This is a genomic window from Hymenobacter duratus (genome assembly GCF_014698995.1).
Lineage (GTDB): Bacteria > Bacteroidota > Bacteroidia > Cytophagales > Hymenobacteraceae > Hymenobacter > Hymenobacter duratus.
Genome location: NZ_JACWZZ010000001.1, coordinates 720,326 through 741,824, shown reverse-complemented (window position 1 = coordinate 741,824; position 21,499 = coordinate 720,326). Strand labels below are relative to the sequence as shown.

The following is a 21,499-nucleotide window of genomic DNA, read 5'->3' as shown; positions in this document are numbered from 1 at the left end:
ATTTCCTGTTTTACTTACTGCTATTGTTATGCTGCGCTGCCTTGTGGTGGATGATGAGGCCTATGCCGGCCGGCTGCTGGCCAGCTACATCGAGAAAATTCCGTTTCTGACGCTGGTGGGCCTTACCACCAACCCCATTGAGGCGCTGCTATGGGTGCAGGAAGGCCGCGCCGACCTGGTTTTTCTGGATATTCAGATGCCCGAGCTAACCGGGCTGCAGTTCCTGAAGCTCTGCGGCGGCCGTTGCAAAGTCATCCTGACTACCGCCTACCCCGAGTATGCGCTGGAAGGCTACGAGTATGATGTGGTTGATTACCTGCTCAAGCCCATCGCCTTCGACCGGTTTTTGCGCGCCGCCCAGAAGGCCCAGCCAGTGCCGGCAGTGCCGGCAGTGCCGGCTCCTGCTGCCGGCTCAACTGCCGCCCCAGCCAGTGCTACAGCAGTCAGCCACCTGTTTGTAAAAGGCGAAAGCAAGAACAAGTTTCTGCGGGTCAACCACGCCGATATTCTCTACGCCGAAGCGTTGGGCAACTACCTCACGCTGGTACTTCCGGGCCAGCGCCTCGTGACCTACCAGACGCTCAAGGAGCTGGCCGAGCAGTTGCCGCAGCCGCCGTTTTTGCGGGTGCACAAGTCGTTTATCATCTCCCTGGACAAAATCAGTATGGTAGACGGCAACACGGTGTATGTAGGCGACAAGGCCATTCCGGTGGGCGAAACCTACCGCGAAGCCTTGTATCAGGTGGTGCGCGACCGGGCCTGAGCCGTTCGGGAGTTGGGCTGTTGCCTGGCTCAATAACTCCGTGTATCTTCCTCGCCTCTATCCGTTGTGTTCCAGACGCTATGCCTCGTATACTGCTGCTTTTAGCCTTTTTATTGTTGCTGCCGCAGCGGCCCCAGGCGTGGGGATTTTTCGGGCACCGGCTTATCAATCGGCTGGCCGTGTTTACGCTGCCGCCCGAAATGATGGGCTTCTACAAAACCAACATCGACTACCTGACCGAAAACGCCACCCGGCCCGACTCGCGACGCTCGGTGGTGCCCGGCGAGGCGGCCCGCCACTTTCTTGACGTAGATATCTACGGCGACTCGGCACTGGCCCGGCTGCCCCGCTCCTACGCCGACGCGGTGGCCAAATTCGGGGAAGACTCGTTGATGAAGCACGGCATTGTGCCCTGGCAGGTGGTACGCATGAAAGGCCAGCTCACGGAAGCCTTCCGCCAGCGCGACGCCGACCGGATTCTGAGCCTCTCCGCTGACCTGGGGCACTACATTGCCGATGCCTGCGTGCCGCTGCACACCACCCACAACTACAACGGCCAGCTCACGGGCCAGCGCGGTATTCATGGCCTCTGGGAATCCAGGCTGCCCGAAATCCTGGCCGCCAACTACGACTTTTTCACCGGTCCGGCCCCGTACATCGAGCGGCCCTCCGAAACCATCTGGGCGGCCGTAGCCCGTTCCAATGCCGCCGTCGATTCGGTGCTGACGTTTGAGCGGGACCTGACGGCCAGGATGCCCGAGGACAAGAAGTACGGGTTTGAGGAACGCGGCAACCAGACGGTGCGGGTGTACTCGCGCGAGTTCAGCCACGAGTACCACCAGCGGCTCACGGGGCAGGTGGAGCGGCAGATGCGCCTGGCCCAGCGCCTGATCGGGGCTTTCTGGTACACGTGCTGGGTAGATGCTGGCCAGCCCGACCTGGACGCCTTGCCTAAGCAGCCCTCAGAGAAAGAGAAGCTGCGCCTCGCCCGCGAAGCCAAAGAGCTGCAACAGGCCGCTCCCCAGGCCGCCATACCCGGCCACGAAGACTGACCGGCCCGCGCCAGGCAAGCCGGCAGCAGATGCCGTGCTTTGCCCTCCCCTTACCCGCTTACTCTCATGAAAAGCCTGACCACCATTCTGCTGCTTACCATTTCCAACCTGTTCATGACGTTTGCCTGGTACGGGCACCTGCAGTTCAAGAAGATTTCGTGGCTGCACGGGCTGGGGCTGGTAGGCGTGATACTGGTAAGCTGGGGCCTGGCTTTCTTCGAGTATGTGTTTCAGGTGCCGGCCAACCGCATCGGGTTCGAGGAAAACGGTGGGCCGTTCAGCCTGTTTCAGCTCAAAGTCATTCAGGAAGTAGTATCCCTGACAGTTTTCACGTTGTGCGCCGTGTACGTGTTCAAAACCGACAAGCTGGCCTGGAACCACCTGCTGGGCTTCGGCTTGCTGGTAGCCGCCGTATATGTCATCTTTAAGAAATGGTAAGACGGGCAGACTAATTCGGTAGTTTTGAGAAATTATGCCTTCCCAAAACATGCGTCGTTTCCTATACTTGGGCGTCTTGAGCTTATTTCCGCTCCTGGCCACTGCTCAACAGTCTATTTTTCAACCCGGCTACATCGTGCGCCGAACCGCCCCCACCGATACAGTACGCGGCTATGTTGATGTCTTGCGTGCTACCCGCATACTGGGGCAGGTTCGTTTCCGTGCAACTCCCGATGCCACGGTAGAAACTCTTCGGGCAGCGCAGCTGAGTGCTGCGGGCACCACCGATGGGCGCCAAGCATTTCGTGCCCGACTGATAACCGGCGACAGCCTACGCATTCTGGAAGTTATCAGCAGCGGGCCACTCAGCTTATATACCGGCTACACGCCGCTACCGGCCGTTGATTTTATGCTGGAGCAGGCCGGTAGCAACGTATTGCCGCTGGCCCGCAACCAGTTTGAGCCTATGCTGCAAAACGTAGTTGCGCAGTGCCCTGGGCTTGTGGTGGCAGACCGTGGCAAACAACGGCTGCTGTATGCTCGGACCCCTCTGGCGAAAATGGTTAATCAGTACAATGATTGTCAGCCTACTACTGTACCGAATCGGTACTACCCAGGAGCCCGCAATCCTGTGACCTTAGGAATTCGGGCCGGACTACAGCGCAGTCAGTTATGGTATCTGGACAATAACCATGACTTCGGCTATCGGAGACCTAGTTCGAATATGAACCTCACGGCTGCCCTGCAACTCGTACTGCCAATTGGTGGTGGTTTTCGGGCTGTAGTGGAGGGCATCTATACCAAAGCGCACTCCTACGTAGTGGTGCGAGACCGACCAACAGCAGCTGTAAACTATTTTGTCCGGAGTGCGGACCTTAAAGCAGAATTGCTGCAAATTCCTCTTATGCTGCGTTGGCAGGTGGGGCGTAATGAGCGGCGACTACATCCTTACTTAGAAGGTGGCGGTGGAATCAGCTATCTGCTGAACTCACGGGCATGGTACCAGGCCATTCCAGAAGCCTCCTATGATAAACCGAGTGCTTATGATTTGGGAATGGATAAGTGGCATATTCTGGTGCGCGGTGGTGGCGGCATCACCTATAGAACTTCCATCGGTCTGCTGGACTTAGGATTTCATGTGCAGAGCATGAACATAGAAAGCCCAACTGAGCGGACCCAATACAAATTGCAGCAGTCTGATCTGTCTTTGACGTATTCCCGCTTTCTGTAGGCCGGAAAGCTGGTAGCCGCCGTATATGTCATCTTTAAGAAATGGTGACTTGCCGGTGCAGAAGTTGGGGATTGGAGACGGAATATTTATTTTTCGTCATCCTATCCATTTAACCTCCTCTTTTCCTGCATGGAACAACCTTACGCTTCGCCTACCGGTGTACCTCCTGTTGGTGGACCTCCACCCAAAAACTGGCTCGTCGAAGCCATTCTGGTGACTGTTTTCTGCTGCCTGCCCTTCGGCATCGTAGCCATCATCAATTCCTCTAATGTGAATACCCGCTTGGCGGTAGGTGACTATGCCGGAGCGCAGGAAGCATCTGCCAATGCCGGCAAGTGGGTGAAATACGGCCTGATCGGGGCCGTGCTGCAAGTAGCTATTCCCATATTCATTGTTTTTGTACTGGGCATTGGCGGCGGCCTGCTGGGCGCCTTCAACGACTAGAAAACCTGTAGCGCAGTACAGATGCTACTGACTAAAAGAACGGCTGGTGCCACTGCTTTCGGCCTGCTGGCCGGGCTGGCGCTGGCCGTTCTGTATTTTCGCCTCGACCCGGCGCACTACCCGTTTCCGCGCTGCCCGGTATACTGGCTGACGGGGCTGCATTGCCCTGGCTGCGGCACCCAACGGGCATTGCATGCTCTCCTGCACGGGCACGTGGGACAGGCGGCAGGGTTCAATCTGCTGGCGGCGGTGCTGGCGCCGGTAGTGGGGCTGGGGCTGCTGGAGGAAGCTCGCGGCTACCTGGCCGGCACGTCCCGGCGCCTGACGTTGCTCTACAGCCCCTGGCTTAGCTGGGGAATAGCGGCCATGGCCGTCGTTTTCTGCATTTTGCGTAATCTGCCCGGCCCGCTGGGCGCCTGGCTGGCCCCCTGATCCGGCCCGAGCCGCTCTCTGCGGCCTGAAGCACTACGGGTAATTTAGGCCGGCTTTCTGGTCATCAGTAGCCGATGGAACTCCTTCCTCCGGCGGCTTGACGGGAGCAGCCACCGGCAACCCAGTGGATGCACCAAAGCTTTATATTTCCATATTCCTATAAATAACCCCCTCAACCCTGCCCGAGCCGGCAACTACTCCCCGGTCATTGCGTAGGAAGGCGACGTCCCACTGTGGGGCTTTTGCCTTCATTATATGCGTAAAACGTACTGCTTTCTACAGTTTTTTCTGGTAAGTCTGTTACTGGCCGTGCCAGCGGCGCAGGCCCAAAAAGTAGGCCTGGTGCTGTCGGGAGGCGGGGCCAAGGGCCTGGCCCACGTGGGGGTGCTGAAGATGCTGGAGAAGAACCGCATTCCCATCGACTACATTGTGGGCACGAGCATGGGCGCCATTGTGGGCGCTATGTACGCGGCCGGCTACTCGCCCCGGGAGATTGAGGAAATCGTGCTTAAGCCGGAGTTCCAGAACTGGGTGTCGGGCGAGCCGCTGGAAGGCAAGGTGTACAACTACTACGACGGCGACTACAACCCCGCCGCCCTGCACCTGCGCCTGGCCATCGACTCGACCCTGAAGGCGCGCGTGACGCCCAAGCTCGTGGATGACGTCACGCTCAACTACGTGCTGGCCACCATGCTGGCTCCGGCCGGCGCCATTTCCGGCTACGACTTCAACAAGCTGCTGGTGCCCTACCGCAGCGTGGCTTCCGAGGTGTTTACGCGGGAGCGGGTGGTGCAGCGCAGTGGCTCTCTCTCCGACGCGGTGCGCAACTCCATGGCTTTTCCGTTGGCGTTCCGCCCCATCCGGCAGCAGGATGGCCGCTACCTCTTCGACGGCGCCGTGGTGGACAACTTCCCGACCGGTGTGATGCGTGAGGAATTCAAGCCCGATATTATGATTGGGGTGAACGTAGGCGACGTGGCCTTCAACAAATACCCCAAAGGCAAGGATGATGCGCTGCTCACCAGCACCCTGCTGTTTCTGGGTTCCAACGTGGCCGATACTGCTTCGGTAGGCAAAAACGGCATCTTCATCCAGCCCAATCTGGAGGGTATCACGGCCGCCGATTTCAACAAGGTAAAACAGCTGATAAATCTGGGGCAGCAGGCTACTGAGCGCAAGATGGAGCTGCTGCTGACTCGTATTGAGCGGCGCGAAGACACGCTGGCTTTGCAGCAGCGGCGCCGGACCTTCCAGGAGCGTGCGCCCAAGCCCGATTTCAAACAGATTACGGTGCAGGGCGTGCCGAAGCAGCAGCAGGAATTTGTGCGGCGCTTTTTCCAGCGCACCGGCTCCTCCTACTCGCCGGGCGACGTGGAAGAAGGCTACTACCGTCTCGTCAACAACGACTTCTTCAACAACGTGTACCCGCGGGTGCGCTACGACAGCAAGCTGCAAGGTTACGAGCTCAACCTGGATGCCCGCCAGAACTCCAACCTCACGACGGATCTGGGCGTGCTGCTGTCGTCGCGGTCCATGAGCAATTTCTATCTGGGCGGCGCCTACCGCTACCTCAACCGCTACCTCTACACCATCAAGGCCAACGCCACCATCGGGCGCTTCTACAACGGGGCGCAGGGGTCGTTTCGGGTGAGTATACCGGGCCGGGCGCCGCTCTACTTCGAGCCCACCGTCACGTTCAACAACTTCAACTACCAGGATACTGGCGGGCTGCTGGGCAGCTCGGCCCAGAACACGCAACTGCAGCAGCGCGACCTGAAAACGTACCTGCAGATTGGCTACAGCCCCAACTACCGCAGCCGCTACATTCTGAGCGGGGGCGTGTTCACGAGCCGTGACCGGTTTGCCAATACCGACGAAATCAGCTCCGGTGCCGAGCTGGACCAGAACCGCCTGGATGGTATTACGGCGGCCCTGCAGTTTCAGCGCAACTCACTGACTCGCCGGCAGTACGCCGTGAGTGGCCGCCGGGCCGATTTTTCCTTTCGGGGTGTGCTGGCCGAAGAAGACTACTCGCCGGGCTCTACGGCCAACGGCCTGAATGGCCGCACCAAAGACCAGCAGTGGGTGCAGGGCCGCGTGTATACCGAGCAGTATTTTACGTTTCACAAAGTCGATTCGGTGGGCCGGCGGGTGCACGCCTGGGGCTACACCATTGATGCCGTGGCTACCACGCAGGGCAGCTTTGCCACCTACCGCTCGTCGCTGACGTCGGCGCCGGTATTCCTGCCCCTGCCCGATTCGCGCACGCAGTTCCTGGACCGGTACCGCGGCACGGCCTACGCGGCCGTGGGCCTGAAGTACATCAAGGCCATCGTAGGCTCGTTGGAATGGCGCACCGAAGCGTACGTGCATACCATGTTCCGGCCCTGGGAGCGGGAAAACGACAACCCGTTGCTGCCCCGGCGCGGTCCTACCGTCAGCCGCCCCTACCTGACGGCCATGACCGGCCTGGTGTACCAGACGCCCGTCGGGCCGGCGGCGCTGCAGTTCATTCACTACGATGACCCCAACCACCAGTTCGGCGTGTTTGCCCACATCGGCTACGTGCTGTTCCGCGAGCGGGCCCTCGATTAAGCAGCCAGCCAATTAGACAAATAAGAGGTGGAGGTTCCGACGACGCGCACAGCGCCGGCCGGACCTTCCACCTCTTTTTGATTACCTGGTGCATGAATAGAGGTACCTTACTCTTTTACCTGAACCAGTTGCTTGGCCCGTGCGGCTTAGGTAAAGCTGGCCCTAACTACTTCCGGATTAGCTCACCTTTTCAGCAAATGCCCGCAGGAGCGCGGCTACCTCTTCCGGAGCCTCGTAGGGCAGCAGGTGGCCGGCGCCGGGCACTATTTCCAGGGGTGTGCCTTCGGGTAGCAGCGGCAGCGTTTCCAGTCCGTGCACCGACGGCGACATTACCGCGTCCTGGTCGCCGGCCACGATGGCGCAGGGCACCCGCACCTCACACATGCGGGCGGCCAGGTTTTCGCGGCTCCCGTGTAGCAACCAGGCATCCCAGGCGGCTTTGGAGCTGCGCAGGTTATCCTCTATGATGCGCTGCCGCACCGACGCAGGAAGTGAACGAGCGGTGATTTTCTGCTGGGTTTTCTCGGCCAGCACGCGCTGGCCCCAGGCCTGCTGGCTGGTTTTGCGGTCTTCGTCGGTCATGGGTTCCGGGGTGGGGGGCGAAGGGCTCAGCAGCACTAGGCCCCGCAGCCCCGCCGGCTGCCGGGCTGCCAGGGCCAGAGCAATTTTGCCGCCCATGCTGTGGCCTACCAGCACGTAGCGGGTTAGCTTCCGGCTCTGAATCAGGGCGGCAACCTCATCGGCGTAGGCATCCACGGAGTAGCCTCCCAACGGGCCGGGGGCACCTCCGAAACCACCGAGGCTGGGGTCTACCAGCTCGTAGTCAGGCGCCAGCAGGTCGGCTATGGCCTGGAACTCGTGGCCGGCGCCGGCCCAATAATGCAGGCAAACGAAGGTGAGCGGGTTACTATCGGGCATCAGGGCGAGGGAATATGAATCAGCTGCGTTCCTTAACGGCAATACCAGCCTGTGCGTTGGCTGCATAGCAACACCTGATTGTGCCTGACAATCTTGTCAGGATGGTCTTCTGGTTTTAATAAGTAGTATAAAAAAAGCCCTGCCTAGAGAGGCAGGGCTTTTCGTGTTGTAGCGGAGCTACGCAGTCCTTATTTCGTCAGGGCCAGCTGACGGATAGTGTACTCCGAGCCAGACTTTATCCGAACCGTGTACATGCCGTTCGACAGGCTTGAAAGGTCCAGCTTGTTCTGCGCGTTGTCTCTTACAGCAGAGGTGTGCACAACCTGGCCAAGCATGTTGATGATTTCTACCTGCATCGAGCCTTTCGCCTGTGCCCCCTGAATATCCAGCGTTACCTGGCCGTTGCTTGGGTTCGGGAACATCGAAATTGCCTTCGACAGTGCCGCGCTGTTAGTAGACAGCGTACGGGCGCTGAAGCCCACCTCGATAGCCAGACGGGTGGTAAACGGAGGGGTGCCCACCGTGCTTACGTCGGTCCACGTGGTGGTGCCGCCGCCCTGGAAATAGAAGGTAGCCGGACGGAGCGGGCTTTCTACCTGGTAGCCAACCTGCACGTTGCCCGCAATTTCCTTAATACCTACATAGAAGGTACCGTTTACCGTTACGGCACCCGTTACCGGCACCGTTACCACACCAGCAGCCGTCGGACGGTTCAGGGTGGGCGAAGTGAAGAGGACAGTACCCGGAGTACCGGCCGCCAGTGCACTCACCACCACGGCCTGATACGTAGACGTGGTAGTAGCCAGCGCAGGGAAGTTCAGCCGTATCTCACCAATGGTAGCTTGTGAGTTGATGGTATACTTCGAAACAAGAATGCCATTCGGCGTGGTGCTGGAAACCCCGATACCGGTTGCATTCAGGGGCTGGCTGTCGTCGATGTACGACAGGTTGTTGGCTGTTACCGCCTGCGTGTAGACCAGCGTGTTGTTAGAAGCCTGCCCGTCATTCGGAGCTGTTACGGTTACTGTGTTGGTGCCGATGGCGGCAGGCGTGTAGGCCGCAAAGGTGATAGTAGCAGAAGCTCCTACAGCCAGTGCTGGAACGATCTTGGCATCGGTGAAGGTGTTGGCTCCCGTTACGTTCAGAGTGAGCGGGAAGGCGGGCAGAGCGGCCGAACCAGCATTACGGACCACGGCCTGCACTATCTGCGGAGCCGAAACGGGTGCTTTTCCTACCGTATAAACAGTTTGTACAGCGGCGTCGTTGGCTGCCAGCGGCACCGGCGTAGTCACGCAGATGGTGAAGGTACCGTTGGTTGGGTTAGACGAGTAAGGGTAGTAGCGCATGCGGTAGGTAGTACCTACGGTCAGCGCCGTCAGGTTCAGGGTTTCGTTGTTGCCGGTGGCATCAGCGCATCCTACGTTGGTAAGGGCACCGCAGGCACCGCTCAGCACTTCCAGCACGCCATCGAAGTTGCCGGTAACCGTAACGGTGTGCGACGTAGCCGTGGCTACGAAGCTGTACCACACGTCCTGGGCAGCGCTGGCCGTAAAGCCGTTGCAGAGAATGGGGGCGCTGGATTGCGTAGCGCCTGCTACCGTACCGTTGGTGGCTGTGCAGGCACCGCCTGCCGCGCTGGGCGTCAGGGTTACGGCCGTGGCGCACTCATTGTTGGCAGGAGCCAGGGCGCTGCTCGTGAACGTACGCGTAATCAGGCCTGTAGTACCGCCACCGGCGCAGATAGCCTGCAGCGTAACGGTGTAGGCAGTGCCGGCCGTGAGGCCGGTGAGAGCCACCGGAGAGGCCGTAGGAGTAGGCGTTACCGTCGTGACGGCGGTTGGAGTGGCCGTAGGGAAGTAGGTTACGGTGTAGCTGGTGTTGCCGCTACCAGGCGTGAAGACCAGGCTGGCCGAGGTAGTCGTGATGCTGCCTACGGATACGGCCGTAGGAGCGGCGCAAACGGCGGCCGCCGTGCTGCTGGCGCAGATGGTGAAGGCACCCTGCGTATCGGCGGAGCCGTAGCCTGCCACCGACACATAGTAGGTAGTGGAGGGCGTCAGGCCGGACAGGTTCAGGGGCGTCGATACCACGTTGTTGGCACCGCCTGAGGCACAGCCAATTTCCGTGAACGGACCAGCCGCGCTGGCTGCCGAGAAGGCCCGCAGGTAGCCGGCCGGGTTGCCCGTTACCTGAATGCTCACCGACGTGCTGCCAGCCCCGCTGGCCGCCGTCGTGAAGCGGTACCAAACATCCTTGGGCGTCACGGCAATACCGCAGCTGTAAGGCGCAGCACCAGGATTGGCGTAGCCATTGGCAGTGGTGGTAGTGGCGGCGGCGTTCGTGCCATTCACCGGTGTGCAGGTAGCACCAAGCGTCAGGGCAACGGCGCCCGCCGGGTTGTCGTTGGCCGGAACAGCGGCCGGAATGGTAGCACACACCCCAAACTGCCCTGTAGGAGTGGTGCCATAGTTCATTACGCGGGCATAAACGGTGCTGCCAGCCGTGAGGCCGCTAGCCGTGGCGCTGGAAAACAGACCGGTAGCATCGTCGTTGCAAAACACGGAAGTAAGGCTGGTGCAAGAGCCTGTATACAACTCAATCACCGAATCGACGAAGGGGCTGCCCGTGATTGAACTGGTCGTCACGGTTACGGCGCCGCCGGCCGGCACTACTACGCTGTACCACACGTCGTTGCTGCCCGTGGTGGTAGTGCCACCGCAAGAAGGAGCAGGAGCCGTACTGGCCGTGGCATTTTCGTTGGTGCCGGTCACTACCGTGCAGGTTGCGCCGGGAGTCAGGGCTATGGCTCCCGTACAGTTGTCATTGGCCGGGGCCTGGGCCCACGCCGCTGGCGCCAATAGCAGAGCAGCGGCCAGCGCTGTCAGCCGTGTCCGCAGTCTGCCGGATGTCCGAGAAGCGGAAGAGTAAAGGTTTGTTACCATGCAACTAATGGAAAAGAGGTGAAAAGTGAAGGTGATAAAAGCAGAGTCCACCCTACCAGGATGGCTAACATAGTTTTAAGGTAATGCCTTCTCTAAGAAACACAATGATTTCTATGTAAATACCACTTCAGCCGTTCTTAAAAACGTTTCTTAGGCTGCCCTGACGCAGCTTTTCTCTGTCCGGGTCACGTAAAAAATATTGGTCTTTCCTGCCCGGCGCGTTCAGCTACCGCCGCCAGACATTCCGTCCGGCTCACCCTCAACCGCTCCCGCTACTTTTCCACCTTCAGCATGGCGGGGCGGGTAGTAAATTCGAACATCTCGCCGTGGGGCATAATGGTTATCTGGCCGAACTCGCGGATCATCATTTTGTAGCTCTCCCCCACCGGCCGGATCCTGCGGTCCAGATCATACAGGCCGCAGGCATTCACCGACAGGCGCTTCTCGGCGAGGCTGATGTCCCAGTCGAGCTGATCGAGCAGGCTGTACCAGGTGAATCCGACGACGGGCACTCCGTCCTGGCGGATGCGCTGCACGTTCACCCACTGCTTCCAGAGCCAGCACTCGGCATCTTTGGCGTTGAAAGTGTTGGTTTCGGTGTGCATCACGGGCTTGCGGTACCGCTCATAGTACTGGCGGGTCATGGTGTACCAGCCCAGCACATCTTCCGCCGCACACCAGCTACCATCGGGCTTGATAATTCGCTCATTGCGGCCGTAATAATCGTTGCCCATGATCTGGTAGCCAGGCGGCTCACCGGCCATGAACCACTTTAGTTCTTCGCGGGTCATGCCGTTGTCGAGGCAGTAGAGCAGCACTTCGGCATCAATGGTATGGGCGTAAAGCAGGTCCAGTGACAGAAAGCGCAGTTTGTTGGTAAGGCGCACTGCGTCGCTTTCCACGGCACGCATTTCATGGATGTACTCCGCCGACTCGCTTTGCACAATGATGCAGTCGGGCCGATACTTGGCAATCTGCTGGTTGCCCATGATGCTGGCAGCCGTAATGTGCTTCATGGCCGTAATAAAGGCCCGGTCGTCTTTGAGCTGCTCGTTCCAGATACCGTCTTTGGCAGAAGCACGGGCTGTGACATATATCTCATTCACGGGCGTATAAAACCGCACCCACGGATAGCGCTGGGCTACTGCCCCGCAGTACTCGGAGAAGTGCACCGGCAGCTCAGGGTTCTGGAAGTTGCCCACCCAGTCGGGCACGCCAAAGTGCATCAGATCCAGAATGGGCGTGATACCCAGCCGCTTGATTTCGGCCATGGCCAAATCCGCAAACTCCCAGTCGAACTGGCCGGGGCCTTTATGGATGAGGTAATAGGGCAGGTTGTAGCGCAGCACTTTCAGGCCCATCTCCTTCACCAGTCCCAGGTCTTCCTTGTAGCGGTTGTAGTGGTCGGTTTCGGCCAGCAAATCACGCCGGATGGTGCCATTGGCAATGGTCGGATAGGAGCACTCGATGCCGGTAGCAAACATAAAGTTGCCGGGCGTGCCGGTGGGCAGGCCAGTGCCGTCATGCCCGCCAGCCCCACCGAACTGGTCGCCTTCGTAGTGGCCGTCGCCGAACTTCTCTTTGATATGACTGAGGAAAGACTTCATTATTTGAAGCTGAAATGACGCGCCAGAAGGGTGCCTCGGAATAAAAAAGAACGTCATGCTGAGCCTGTCGAAGCATCGCGCGTGCTGACGCCTGAATACTATTGCGACGTCAGCACGCGCGATGCTTCGACAGGCTCAGCATGACGTTTTATTGTCAGCTTACGTCCGCAGCGACGCCAAGAATTTATCGGCGGTGCGCAGGCTCAGAGCCATGATGGTAAGGGCCGGGTTCACGCTGAGGGCGCTGGGAAACACCGAGTTGTCGCAGATGTAGAGGTTGGGCACATCGAAGGCGCGGCCGTCGGCATTCACCACGGCATCGTCGCCGCTCAGGCCCATGCGCGCCGTCCCGATGACGTGGGCGTACCGCTCGAAGGCCCAGATATCCTTGGCGCCGGCAGCCTCCCAGATCTGGCGCATCAGCTTCTCGGCGTGGCGGTTCATGCGCTGCTCGTTTTCCTGTGCCGTGAAGTGCAGGCGCGGCTTGGGCAGGCCGCGGGCGTCTTTCTCGTCGCTCAATTCCAGGAAGTTGTCGGCGTGCGGCAGACAGTCGCCCAGAATATTGATGCCAGCCACATGGTTGTACTGGCGCATGTAGTCGCGCAGCGGCTGGCCCCAGAGCTTGCGCTGGCGCACCATTTGGGTGGCAAACGTCACGGGCATCACGCCGATGCTTTGCAGCAGGTAGCCACCGGCGAAGTCGGCATCTTTGGGACGGTGCGTGTCCTCGGAAATCAGGCCGCCCGGAATGCCTTTGTAGGGTCGGATGTCTTCCTCGAACGTACCCCAGACCTGCATGCCGGGGTGAGCCATGAAGTGCTTGCCGACCTGCCCGCTGGTGAGAGCCAGCTCGTTGAGCAGCAGCAGGCGCGGCGTTTCTACAGCTCCGGCACACAAAAACAGGTGCCGGCAACGCTGGCGCACGGTCTGGCCGTGCTGCTCGTATACTACGCCCGTCACGCGGCCCTGGGCATCACGTTCAATCTCCGTCACAAACGCATCGGCCCTGATTTCGGCGCCGTAGCTTTCGGCCAGTGGCAGAAATGTGACGTCCATGCTGGCCTTGGCGCCGCGGTTGCAGCCGGCCTGGCAGAAGCCCCGGTTGGTGCAGGCCTCGCGCCAGCCAATGCCTTCCTGGTAGTAGCGTGCCGACAGCGCCGCGTTAGCCGCCGGCGACGTCTGGACACCGAGTTGCTGGCAGGCGCGCTGCATAAGCTGGGCGGCGCCATTCAGCGGCAGCGGCGCCAGCGGGTAGCCTTTGCGGCGCGTCGGGTCCCAGGGGTAGGGCGTGGGGCCCGAAATGCCCAGAAAGTGCTCCAGCTCCTCATAATACAGCTCCAGCTCCTCCATCCCGAAGGGCCAGTCAACACCCTGGCCGAAGTCGGTGAAGAGCTGCAGGTCGCCGCGGTGGGCGCGGGGAGTGTAGGCGGTATAGTGCAGCGTGGAGCCGCCCACGCCGGTGCCGGAGTTGTTCTTGCCGAAAGCCACCGGATTCTGGCCCGCTGAAAGACGCTCATCGTTCCAGAACAGGAAGTTCTGGGCTTTTTCATCGGTGGCATACTCAGTTTTCGGGTCGCGGCGGGGGCCGGCTTCGAGGGCCACTACCTTCAGGCCGGCCATGGCCAAACGCGCCAGCAAAGGCGCTCCGCCTGCACCGGTACCAATCACCACGCAGTCTACCTCATCGGTCGGGTCAGAAAGTGGGGCGGTCTGCTCCTGCTCGGTGGGCGCAGCAGTGGCTTCACTTTCAGCCAGCAGGCTTTTGAGCAGTGGGTCCTGTATTTCGGGTTGAACCGGATTCAATACGCCTTCTTCCAGTAGTTCTTCGTCGGGCATTTTCGTGGTGGCAGGTGATAGGTAAGATGCAAAAGGCGACAGGTACGTGGGACGGATAGGCTCGTAAACCAATCATGTGTTATTTATCACCCGCTGCCCTTTCTTCCGGCTCTCGTTCTTCGTGCTCATTCAGGCCTATGCGCTGCCAACCGGGCACATCGGCCATTCCTACATACCCGATTTCTTCCTGGGCCAGCGGATGAGCGTAATATCCCTCTGCCATTTCGGCCAGCATTTCCTCAAAAAACCGGTTCTGCGGCAATTGAACCCAGTTTTCGCCGGGTGCTTTGCCGGCAGCCAGCAGCTCCAGAACGGCATCCTGCTTGGCCGCATCCAGCTCCACAAACAACTGGTTGAATTGTGCTTCTGCCGCCTGGTTAATACCGCCCAGCCCCAGCCGGTACGCCTCTCGGTCGGGCGGCATAGCGTCGTAGCGCCAGCCATCGGCGGTGCCGGCCAGCAGCCGCTTGTCGATGCCGGGAGCTAGCTCGATGGGAATTTCTCGGTCGGGCTGCGGGAAGATGCGGGCCGCCACGGCGCGAAGCAGTGCATAGGTATCGGCATCGAAAAACTGCGGCTCGTAGTGCGCCGGCGCATCCAGCCGGGCATTCAGCGCAGCGCGTGTGGCGGGCGTTACAAGGTCGGTTTGTAGCAGCGTGCGGACGGTGCCTTCAGGATAGTGCGGCATAAAAAAACAGAACAACTGTACAGCGGAGCTTACGTCAGTACCAGTCCGTGCCGGAAAAAGTTATTCAATGACAAAAAGAAGTGCTTTCCCAAAGCTGGGAAAGCACTTCTGCGGGCACCTGAGGCACCGATAGGAAACCGGGCTGTTCTATTGGTCGCTGCTCATTTTGCCCCCCGTGACATGCACGAGTGAGCCGGTCATGAATGAGCCGTCCTGCGAGGCCAGCAGCACGTAAGCCGGGGCCAGTTCCTCAGGCTGGCCGGGGCGGGCCAGGGCCACTTCGTAGCCGAACTTCTCAATTTCCTCGCGCGGCATGGTACCGGGGATATTGGGCGTCCAGACCGGGCCGGGCACCACGCAGTTTACCCGGATGCCCCGCTCGCCGAGGTGGGTAGCCAGGCTTTTGGTGAGGGCATGGATGGCGGACTTGGTGCAGGCGTAATCAATCAGAATCGGGATGCCCGTCAGGCCCACGATGCTGCCTGTGTTGATGATGCAGTCGTCTTTTTTGAGGTGCGGCACGGCGGCCTGTGCCATCCAGATATAGCCCAGGATATTGGTATCGAAAGTGCGGCGGATTTGCTCTTCCGGAATGTCCTCGAATTTCTCCTGGCTCATCTGAAAGGCGGCATTGTTGACAAGGATGTTGAGGCCGCCCAGCTCGGCGCGGGTGCGGCGCACGGCCTGCCGGCACTGCTCCGGGTCGCGCACATCCAGCTGCAGCAGAATGCACTTGCGCTGCTGCGCTTCTATCAGGCGCTTGGTTTCTTCAGCGTCCACCACATTTTCGTTGAAAAGCACGGCCACGTGGGCGCCTTCCATGGCAAAGGCCACCGCCACCGCCCGCCCGATGCCGGAGTCGGCGCCGGTGATGAGGGCAATTTTGTCCTGAAGCTTGCCGGCGGGGCGGTAGGTACTGAACGCCATGCCCGGCTGTAGCTTCATATCAGCCTGTTTGGCCGGATATGGCAGCTTCTGGGCGTGCTGCTTCATGTCTTTGGCGGTGGGCCTCTTCACGGGTACAGGAGCCACAGCAGCCGATTTGGCGGCCTTCTTGGCTGCGGGAGTAGCAGCAGATTTCTTGGCGGGCGCAGCAGCGGCCGGTTTAGACGCGGCAGCAGTTTTAGAAGGAGTGGTAGCTTTTTTGGCGGCCATAGCAGGATGTACAAAGTGGACTTTGGCTTACGCAAAAATGTCCGGCACGGCTGCGTCTAGGTTTGCTTGTGGTTTATTGGCAATCTGTATTAGCCAGTTTTTTCTACCTTTCCTTCTACACCACCTACTCTATTTGTCTGTATGAAAAAACTCCTTTACGCACTTCTGGCGTTGGGCATTAGCCCGGCGGCCATGGCCCAGCTGACGGGCACGCGCACCATAGACCCGGGCGGCAGCGGCAGTAGCAACTACGCCACGTTCGGGGCGGCCGTAGCGGCCCTGAACACGCAGGGCGTGGGCGCGGGCGGTGTCACGTTTCTGGTGAAAAGCGGCGTCACGTTTCCGGAATTGGTGCCGGCCATTACGGCCAGCGGCACGGCCGCTAACCCTATCATTTTCCGCAAAGACGGCCCGCTGACTAATCCGAAGCTGGAAGGCACCGGCTCCGGCACCACCGACGCGGCCGTGACGCTGGACGGCGCCGACTACGTGACTTTCGACGGAATTGATGTGAACGACGCGGCGGCCAACACCACGGCCGCGCAGCAGCTGGAATACGGCTTCTGGCTGAAAAACGGCGCTACCAACAATACGGTCCAGAATGCTACCGTGGACCTGAACCGCGCTAATACCACCCGCGCTTACGGCATCAACGTGCAGGACGGCGGCAACAACCAGAACCGTTTCCTGTCGAACACGGTGCAGGACTGCTACTACGGCTACAACCTCGATGCTACGACCAGCAGCTCCGACGACGGCAACCAGATAGGCCCGCTGCCGGGCGGGGCACCCAGCCGCGTGCTCAACATCGGGGCGGCATCGGGCGGCGCCACGGGCATCGTGTACGGCATTTATCTTCGTTCCCAGGCCAATGCGCAGGTTTCCAACACCGAAATCAGCACGCTCAACGGGGCCAGCGCGGTGTATGGCATCTACTCGACGGGTGCCAGCAACTCGGCCGATATTCTCGACAACCGGGTACACGGGCTGGTGGGAACCGGCAGCACTTCAGCGGCGCAGGCCATTTTCGTGAACAGCGGCGTGCTGCACCGCGTGGGCCGCAACCGCACCTATGATATTCTCTCGAGCGGGGCCAACGGCTTTGCTTCAGGCATGGATATCAATGGCGGCACCACCAACTACATCTTCAACAATTTCGTGTACGATGTGAAGGCGCCGGGCAGCACGGCGGGCACCTCGGTACGGGCCCTGAGCTTCCGGGGCGGCACCAACAACTACTGCTACCACAACACTGTAGTGCTGACCTACGCCGCCACAGTGGCCAGCAACAAGAGCGGCGCTTTCTACATCTCGGGCACGCCGCCGGTAGACCTGCGCAACAACATCTTCGTGAACCTCGTGACCGGGCTACCGGCCGGCGGCGGCGGGGTAGCGGCGGCTTTCTTCAAAAGCACGGCCGTCGTGACCAATCTGGCTGCTACTTCGGGCAACAACCTGTACTACGCCGGTCCACCATCGGCTGAGAAACCGATATTCTATGGCGTAGCTACTACGCCGGCCGTGGATCAGACGCTGGCGCAGTACAAGCTGCGGGCCGCGCCGGCCGAGCAAGGCTCCGTCACGGAAAACGTACCGTTCGTGAATCCTGCTACTGACCCGCACATCCAGCCCGGCGCTACTACGCAGGTGGAAGGCGGCGGCAGCTCCCTGGCGGCTTCGCCCCTGCCCGTCCCGACAGACATTGACGGCGACGCCCGCACCATTGCCCGCCCCGACCTGGGTGCCGATGAAGGCACATTCGTGGCCGTGGATATCAGCGGCCCGACCATTGCGTACCAGCCGCTGGGCAACAGCGCCACCACCGGCAACCGCGCCCTGAGCAACGTAGCCATCCAGGACCCATCGGGTGTGGACGTTTCAGCGGCTACCGGCCCACGTCTTTATTATAAGAAGAGCACCGATGCCAACGTCTTCACGGCCCCGAACGATGCTACTGGCAACGGCTGGAAATGGGTGAATGCGGGCCCAAGCGCGCCTCCCGGCCCCGGCTACAGCTTCACGATTGAGGTAAACAAGCTCCGCTCAGCTCCGGCCGTCGGTGACACTATTCAGTACTTCGTGGCGGCGCAGGACCTGAGCACGCCCCCGAACGTGAGTGCCTCGCCCGGCGTGGGCTTCGCGGCTACTTCGGTGGCCAGCATCAGCAGCGCTCCTACCCAGCCGAATTTCTACAAAGTGCTGGGCCTGCTGAGCGGCGTGAAAACCGTGGGCACCGACCCTACTGCCGACTACCCGACCCTGACGGCGGCCGTAGCGGCCCTGAACAACACGGAGCTCGGGGGTGCCCTGACGCTGCGCCTGCTGGACGCCACCTACCCCAACGAAACCTACCCCATCACCCTCAACCCCAACCCGGGCTCCAGCGCCGCCAACACGGTAACCATCCTCTCGTTCCGGGCCGGACTATCGGCCACCTCGTTCACGGCCCCGGCCACTTCTACCACGCCGCTGCTCATCGTGGATGCCAGCCACGTGACGATTACGGGGGAAGACGCGGGCAGCTCCAGCAGCCGGTGGCTTTCCTTTACCAACAACGGGACGGCCGCCAGCAGCGGCGCCCTGTTCGTGTCGGGCAGCAACGTGCTGCTGAGCCACCTGAACCTGAAAGCCGCCAGCCCGACTACGGCGTATGGCGTGGCGTTCAACGGCACGGCGGGCAGCCGCATCCGGCGCTCGGCTATCAGCCGCACTGCCACGGCCATTCAGGTGCAGGGTAACAGCACGGGCTTTGTGGCCAACAACAACTTTATCGGCTCCTCGGTAGCGGCCGACAAAGTGGGCGCCAGCGGGATTGTGGTGCTGGCCACCACCAATTTTGAGTTGTTCAACAACACTATTGCCGGCGTCACGCGGGCCAGCGGCGGCTCTACCGCCGGCATTGTGGTGGGCACCACCAGCAGCAACGGCATCGTGGCGGCCAACAGCATTTCCGACATCACCCAGACCGGCACCGCCACCCTCGACACGTACGGCGCGTATGGCATCCGGCTTGCAGCAACAGGCACGGCGGCCAATATTACGGTACTGAACAACATGATTTCGGGCATCCTGAGCAATGGGGATGACAGCTTCACGTTCACGCCGCACGGCATCTACGCGGCGTCGGGCGGGGGCTACAAGCTCTACTACAACACCATCTGGATGACCGGCAACCTGCCCAACGGCGCTACTCCCATTACGGCAGCCGTGGCCCTGAACACGGGCGTAACGGGCGTAGAAATGCTCAACAATATCCTCGCCAACGAGCAGACGACCACCGCCACTGCCGGCAAGACCTACGCCCTCTACTCGGCTTCTGCGGCCTCGCCCTTCAGCGTCATCGACAACAACGCCTACTCGGTGGTGGGGCCAAACAGCACGCTGGCGTACGTGAATGGCGCCGCCCGCCCCACCCTGGCGGCGCTGCGCACGGCTACCGGCCAGGACCAGGCCAGCGTGGCTACACGTGCGTATCTGGCAAGCAACATACCGGGCTCCATCAACCCGGTATTTAACCGCAGCTGCGACCTGAACGGCCGGGCCCGGCCGATTCCGAACTTCCCGGTTGATTTCATGGGCTCTACCCGCAGCGCTACCACGCCGGACATCGGGGCGCTGGAGTTCACGCCCACGGCCCTGCCTGCTCCTACCGCCGCCAGCCAGGTCGTTGATTTAGGCCAGGTGGTGCCGCCGCTTACGGCTACGGCCAGCACCGGCACGGCGGGCACGCGGGTGTGGTACGGCAACGCAGCCCTCACGCAGCGCCTGTTTGCCGGCGACTCGTACGCCACAGGCCGCACGGCCGTGGGCGTCTACACCTACTACGTGGTTGACTCGGTGAATACCTGCGTGAGCAGCGCCACCACCGTTACGCTCACCATCCGGCAGCCGCAGTCCACGGTGGCCGCCCTGCGCGACCTGAGCCTGAGCCTCTTCCCCAACCCGGCCTCGGCCACCCGCCCGCTGACACTGGAAATCACCGGCCCGGCCCGGGTGCTGGAGGTAGAGGTGCTGGATGCCCTGGGCCGCCCGGTGCACCGCCAGCAGGCCCGCCACAGCCTGGGCACCTCGCGCACCGAGCTTACCCCGGGCAATCTTGCGCCCGGTATCTACCTGCTCCGCCTCAGCACCGAAGGCCAGACCACCAGCCGCCGCGTGGTGCTGGAATAGCGGATTGGTGGAATAGTGAAGTCCGGCGGCCTTCCAAGCAGGCCGGACGCTAAAACAGAAAGCCCTTACTACGCAGGTCGTAGTAAGGGCTTGTCTTTTATAGGTGCTGTGCTTCGGCCACCAGCCCACCACTCCGCTACCGCTACTTGGGGCACTCCTCGCGCGTGAGCTGCTCGTTGATGCAGATGGCGGCTTGGCTACCTTTGGCGGCGGCCAGCAGCGCCTGCTGCGTGCCGGGTGTGTTGTCGCCGGCGGCATAGAGGCCGGGCAGCGTCGTCTGGGCATTCTTATCTACCCACACGCTGCCTTTGCTGGTGAACCGGCAGCCCAGCTGCTCGGCCAGCTGGGTGCGCTGATGCTGGTGCGCATGAATAAAGACGGCCGTCCGGGGCAGTTTTTCGCCGTTCTGGAACTCAATATGGCGCAGCTCGCCCCGGCTGGTCCCCGCCAGCTGCCGGATTTCCTCTTCCCGTACCTGGATACCCTGCTGGCGCAAGCGGCGTCGGGCGTTGTCGGTGAGGCCGCCGGGGCCGTCGGTACACACTACCACGTCTTTGCTCCAGCGGCTGACGAGCAGCGCCAGACCCGTAACAGTTTTGCCGCGGCCGTACACGGCCAGGGGCTGGTCGCGCACTTCCCAGCCGTGGCAATACGGGCAGTGCAGTACCCCAGTGCCCCAGAACTCGCGCATGCCTTCCACCACCGGCAACTCATCTTCTACGCCAGTAGCCAGCAATATTTTGCGGGCCGTACAGGTGCTATTCCGGCCGGTTTCGCCTTCCAGCGTCAACTCAAATCCTACCGCCATTGGCGCAACAGCCAGCACGCGCGCCGACCGAAGCTCCACCGTAGTGTAGGGCTGCAGCTGCTCACGGCCCAGGCGTAGCAGGTCGGCCGGCTTGGTGCCGTCGCGGGTGAGGAAGCCGTGTACGCCCGGCGAGGGGGCGTTGCGTGGGGCGCCACCGTCGCAGATCAGCACCCGGCGCAGGCAGCGGCCCAGCACCAACGCCGCGCTGAGCCCGGCACTGCCCGCGCCTATAATCACTACATCGAAATCGAGGAGCGGCGCGGCCGGAGGGAGGTGACGACGCAGGCGGGGAGCAGCGGGCGGGAGCGGACTAGCAGAACCAGACATAAGGAAACAGCAGACGAGGAAAACAGCCTACGTATACCGGATGACAGCCGCATAGGTTGAGCCCCGGGCGCTCCAGCGCCGCCCGGCACTACG

General features: G+C 61.0%; 15 protein-coding genes. 8 read left to right on the top strand and 7 right to left on the bottom strand.

The window, feature by feature from the left end:
* Positions 1 to 28 precede the first annotated feature (28 nt).
* The 7 genes from IC231_RS02965 (at position 29) to IC231_RS02935 (ending at position 6,955) form a co-directional block, all read left to right on the top strand.
* Positions 29 to 763 carry a LytR/AlgR family response regulator transcription factor gene (locus IC231_RS02965; protein ID WP_190783114.1) on the top strand — a complete coding sequence of 245 codons (735 nt, stop codon included), beginning with the start codon at positions 29 to 31 and terminating at the stop codon, positions 761 to 763.
* Between the two features lie 80 nt (positions 764 to 843).
* Positions 844 to 1,815 (top strand): zinc dependent phospholipase C family protein, encoded by a 972-nt coding sequence (locus IC231_RS02960; protein ID WP_190783113.1) that lies wholly within the window; start codon positions 844 to 846, stop codon positions 1,813 to 1,815.
* 66 nt (positions 1,816 to 1,881) lie between these two features.
* Positions 1,882 to 2,253 (top strand): DMT family protein, encoded by a 372-nt coding sequence (locus tag IC231_RS02955; protein ID WP_190783112.1) that lies wholly within the window; start codon positions 1,882 to 1,884, stop codon positions 2,251 to 2,253.
* 49 nt (positions 2,254 to 2,302) lie between these two features.
* Positions 2,303 to 3,484: a porin family protein gene (locus tag IC231_RS02950; protein ID WP_190783111.1), complete on the top strand. Its 1,182-nt coding sequence runs from the start codon at positions 2,303 to 2,305 to the stop codon at positions 3,482 to 3,484.
* A 129-nt stretch (positions 3,485 to 3,613) separates the two neighbouring features.
* Positions 3,614 to 3,928: a CD225/dispanin family protein gene (locus IC231_RS02945; protein WP_190783110.1), complete on the top strand. Its 315-nt coding sequence runs from the start codon at positions 3,614 to 3,616 to the stop codon at positions 3,926 to 3,928.
* A gap of 21 nt (positions 3,929 to 3,949) precedes the next feature.
* Positions 3,950 to 4,360 carry a DUF2752 domain-containing protein gene (locus IC231_RS02940; RefSeq protein ID WP_190783109.1) on the top strand — a complete coding sequence of 137 codons (411 nt, stop codon included), beginning with the start codon at positions 3,950 to 3,952 and terminating at the stop codon, positions 4,358 to 4,360.
* Between the two features lie 255 nt (positions 4,361 to 4,615).
* Complete coding sequence (locus IC231_RS02935) at positions 4,616 to 6,955, top strand: patatin-like phospholipase family protein (protein ID WP_190783108.1); 2,340 nt, start codon at positions 4,616 to 4,618, stop codon at positions 6,953 to 6,955.
* A gap of 177 nt (positions 6,956 to 7,132) precedes the next feature.
* Here the strand turns inward: IC231_RS02935 and IC231_RS02930 are convergent, their stop codons facing one another.
* The 6 genes from IC231_RS02930 to IC231_RS02905 form a co-directional block, all read right to left on the bottom strand.
* Complete coding sequence (locus IC231_RS02930) at positions 7,133 to 7,873, bottom strand: alpha/beta fold hydrolase (RefSeq protein ID WP_190783107.1); 741 nt, start codon at positions 7,871 to 7,873, stop codon at positions 7,133 to 7,135.
* Positions 7,874 to 8,061: 188 nt separating this feature from the next.
* Positions 8,062 to 10,815 carry a T9SS type A sorting domain-containing protein gene (locus tag IC231_RS02925; protein ID WP_190783106.1) on the bottom strand — a complete coding sequence of 918 codons (2,754 nt, stop codon included), beginning with the start codon at positions 10,813 to 10,815 and terminating at the stop codon, positions 8,062 to 8,064.
* A 272-nt stretch (positions 10,816 to 11,087) separates the two neighbouring features.
* Positions 11,088 to 12,422 (bottom strand): family 1 glycosylhydrolase, encoded by a 1,335-nt coding sequence (locus tag IC231_RS02920; protein ID WP_190783105.1) that lies wholly within the window; start codon positions 12,420 to 12,422, stop codon positions 11,088 to 11,090.
* Positions 12,423 to 12,581: 159 nt separating this feature from the next.
* Positions 12,582 to 14,258 (bottom strand): GMC family oxidoreductase, encoded by a 1,677-nt coding sequence (locus IC231_RS02915; RefSeq protein WP_190783104.1) that lies wholly within the window; start codon positions 14,256 to 14,258, stop codon positions 12,582 to 12,584.
* A 79-nt stretch (positions 14,259 to 14,337) separates the two neighbouring features.
* On the bottom strand, positions 14,338 to 14,946 hold the full coding sequence (locus IC231_RS02910; protein WP_190783103.1) for a gluconate 2-dehydrogenase subunit 3 family protein: 609 nt from the start codon (positions 14,944 to 14,946) through the stop codon (positions 14,338 to 14,340).
* 147 nt (positions 14,947 to 15,093) lie between these two features.
* Positions 15,094 to 16,101 (bottom strand): SDR family oxidoreductase, encoded by a 1,008-nt coding sequence (locus IC231_RS02905; protein ID WP_185888383.1) that lies wholly within the window; start codon positions 16,099 to 16,101, stop codon positions 15,094 to 15,096.
* A 141-nt stretch (positions 16,102 to 16,242) separates the two neighbouring features.
* Between IC231_RS02905 and IC231_RS02900 the strand changes: the two genes are divergently transcribed.
* Positions 16,243 to 20,271: a T9SS type A sorting domain-containing protein gene (locus IC231_RS02900; RefSeq protein WP_190783102.1), complete on the top strand. Its 4,029-nt coding sequence runs from the start codon at positions 16,243 to 16,245 to the stop codon at positions 20,269 to 20,271.
* A 142-nt stretch (positions 20,272 to 20,413) separates the two neighbouring features.
* Here IC231_RS02900 and IC231_RS02895 read toward each other — a convergent pair whose 3' ends face one another.
* The gene (locus tag IC231_RS02895; protein WP_190783101.1) at positions 20,414 to 21,406 is read right to left on the bottom strand and encodes an NAD(P)/FAD-dependent oxidoreductase; all 993 of its coding nucleotides are present in this window, start codon (positions 21,404 to 21,406) and stop codon (positions 20,414 to 20,416) included.
* Positions 21,407 to 21,499: the final 93 nt, after the last annotated feature.

What these genes read in the sequence shown, in the direction of transcription:
- IC231_RS02925 (WP_190783106.1), bottom strand. Translation starts at nt 10,815, where the DNA reads ATGGTAACAAACCTTTACTCTTCCGCTTCTCGGACATCCGGCAGACTG.
- IC231_RS02930 (WP_190783107.1), bottom strand. Translation starts at nt 7,873, where the DNA reads ATGCCCGATAGTAACCCGCTCACCTTCGTTTGCCTGCATTATTGGGCC.
- IC231_RS02935 (WP_190783108.1), top strand. Translation starts at nt 4,616, where the DNA reads ATGCGTAAAACGTACTGCTTTCTACAGTTTTTTCTGGTAAGTCTGTTA.
- IC231_RS02915 (WP_190783104.1), bottom strand. Translation starts at nt 14,258, where the DNA reads ATGCCCGACGAAGAACTACTGGAAGAAGGCGTATTGAATCCGGTTCAA.
- IC231_RS02950 (WP_190783111.1), top strand. Translation starts at nt 2,303, where the DNA reads ATGCGTCGTTTCCTATACTTGGGCGTCTTGAGCTTATTTCCGCTCCTG.
- IC231_RS02940 (WP_190783109.1), top strand. Translation starts at nt 3,950, where the DNA reads ATGCTACTGACTAAAAGAACGGCTGGTGCCACTGCTTTCGGCCTGCTG.
- IC231_RS02945 (WP_190783110.1), top strand. Translation starts at nt 3,614, where the DNA reads ATGGAACAACCTTACGCTTCGCCTACCGGTGTACCTCCTGTTGGTGGA.
- IC231_RS02955 (WP_190783112.1), top strand. Translation starts at nt 1,882, where the DNA reads ATGAAAAGCCTGACCACCATTCTGCTGCTTACCATTTCCAACCTGTTC.
- IC231_RS02895 (WP_190783101.1), bottom strand. Translation starts at nt 21,406, where the DNA reads ATGTCTGGTTCTGCTAGTCCGCTCCCGCCCGCTGCTCCCCGCCTGCGT.
- IC231_RS02905 (WP_185888383.1), bottom strand. Translation starts at nt 16,101, where the DNA reads ATGGCCGCCAAAAAAGCTACCACTCCTTCTAAAACTGCTGCCGCGTCT.
- IC231_RS02900 (WP_190783102.1), top strand. Translation starts at nt 16,243, where the DNA reads ATGAAAAAACTCCTTTACGCACTTCTGGCGTTGGGCATTAGCCCGGCG.
- IC231_RS02910 (WP_190783103.1), bottom strand. Translation starts at nt 14,946, where the DNA reads ATGCCGCACTATCCTGAAGGCACCGTCCGCACGCTGCTACAAACCGAC.
- IC231_RS02965 (WP_190783114.1), top strand. Translation starts at nt 29, where the DNA reads ATGCTGCGCTGCCTTGTGGTGGATGATGAGGCCTATGCCGGCCGGCTG.
- IC231_RS02960 (WP_190783113.1), top strand. Translation starts at nt 844, where the DNA reads ATGCCTCGTATACTGCTGCTTTTAGCCTTTTTATTGTTGCTGCCGCAG.
- IC231_RS02920 (WP_190783105.1), bottom strand. Translation starts at nt 12,422, where the DNA reads ATGAAGTCTTTCCTCAGTCATATCAAAGAGAAGTTCGGCGACGGCCAC.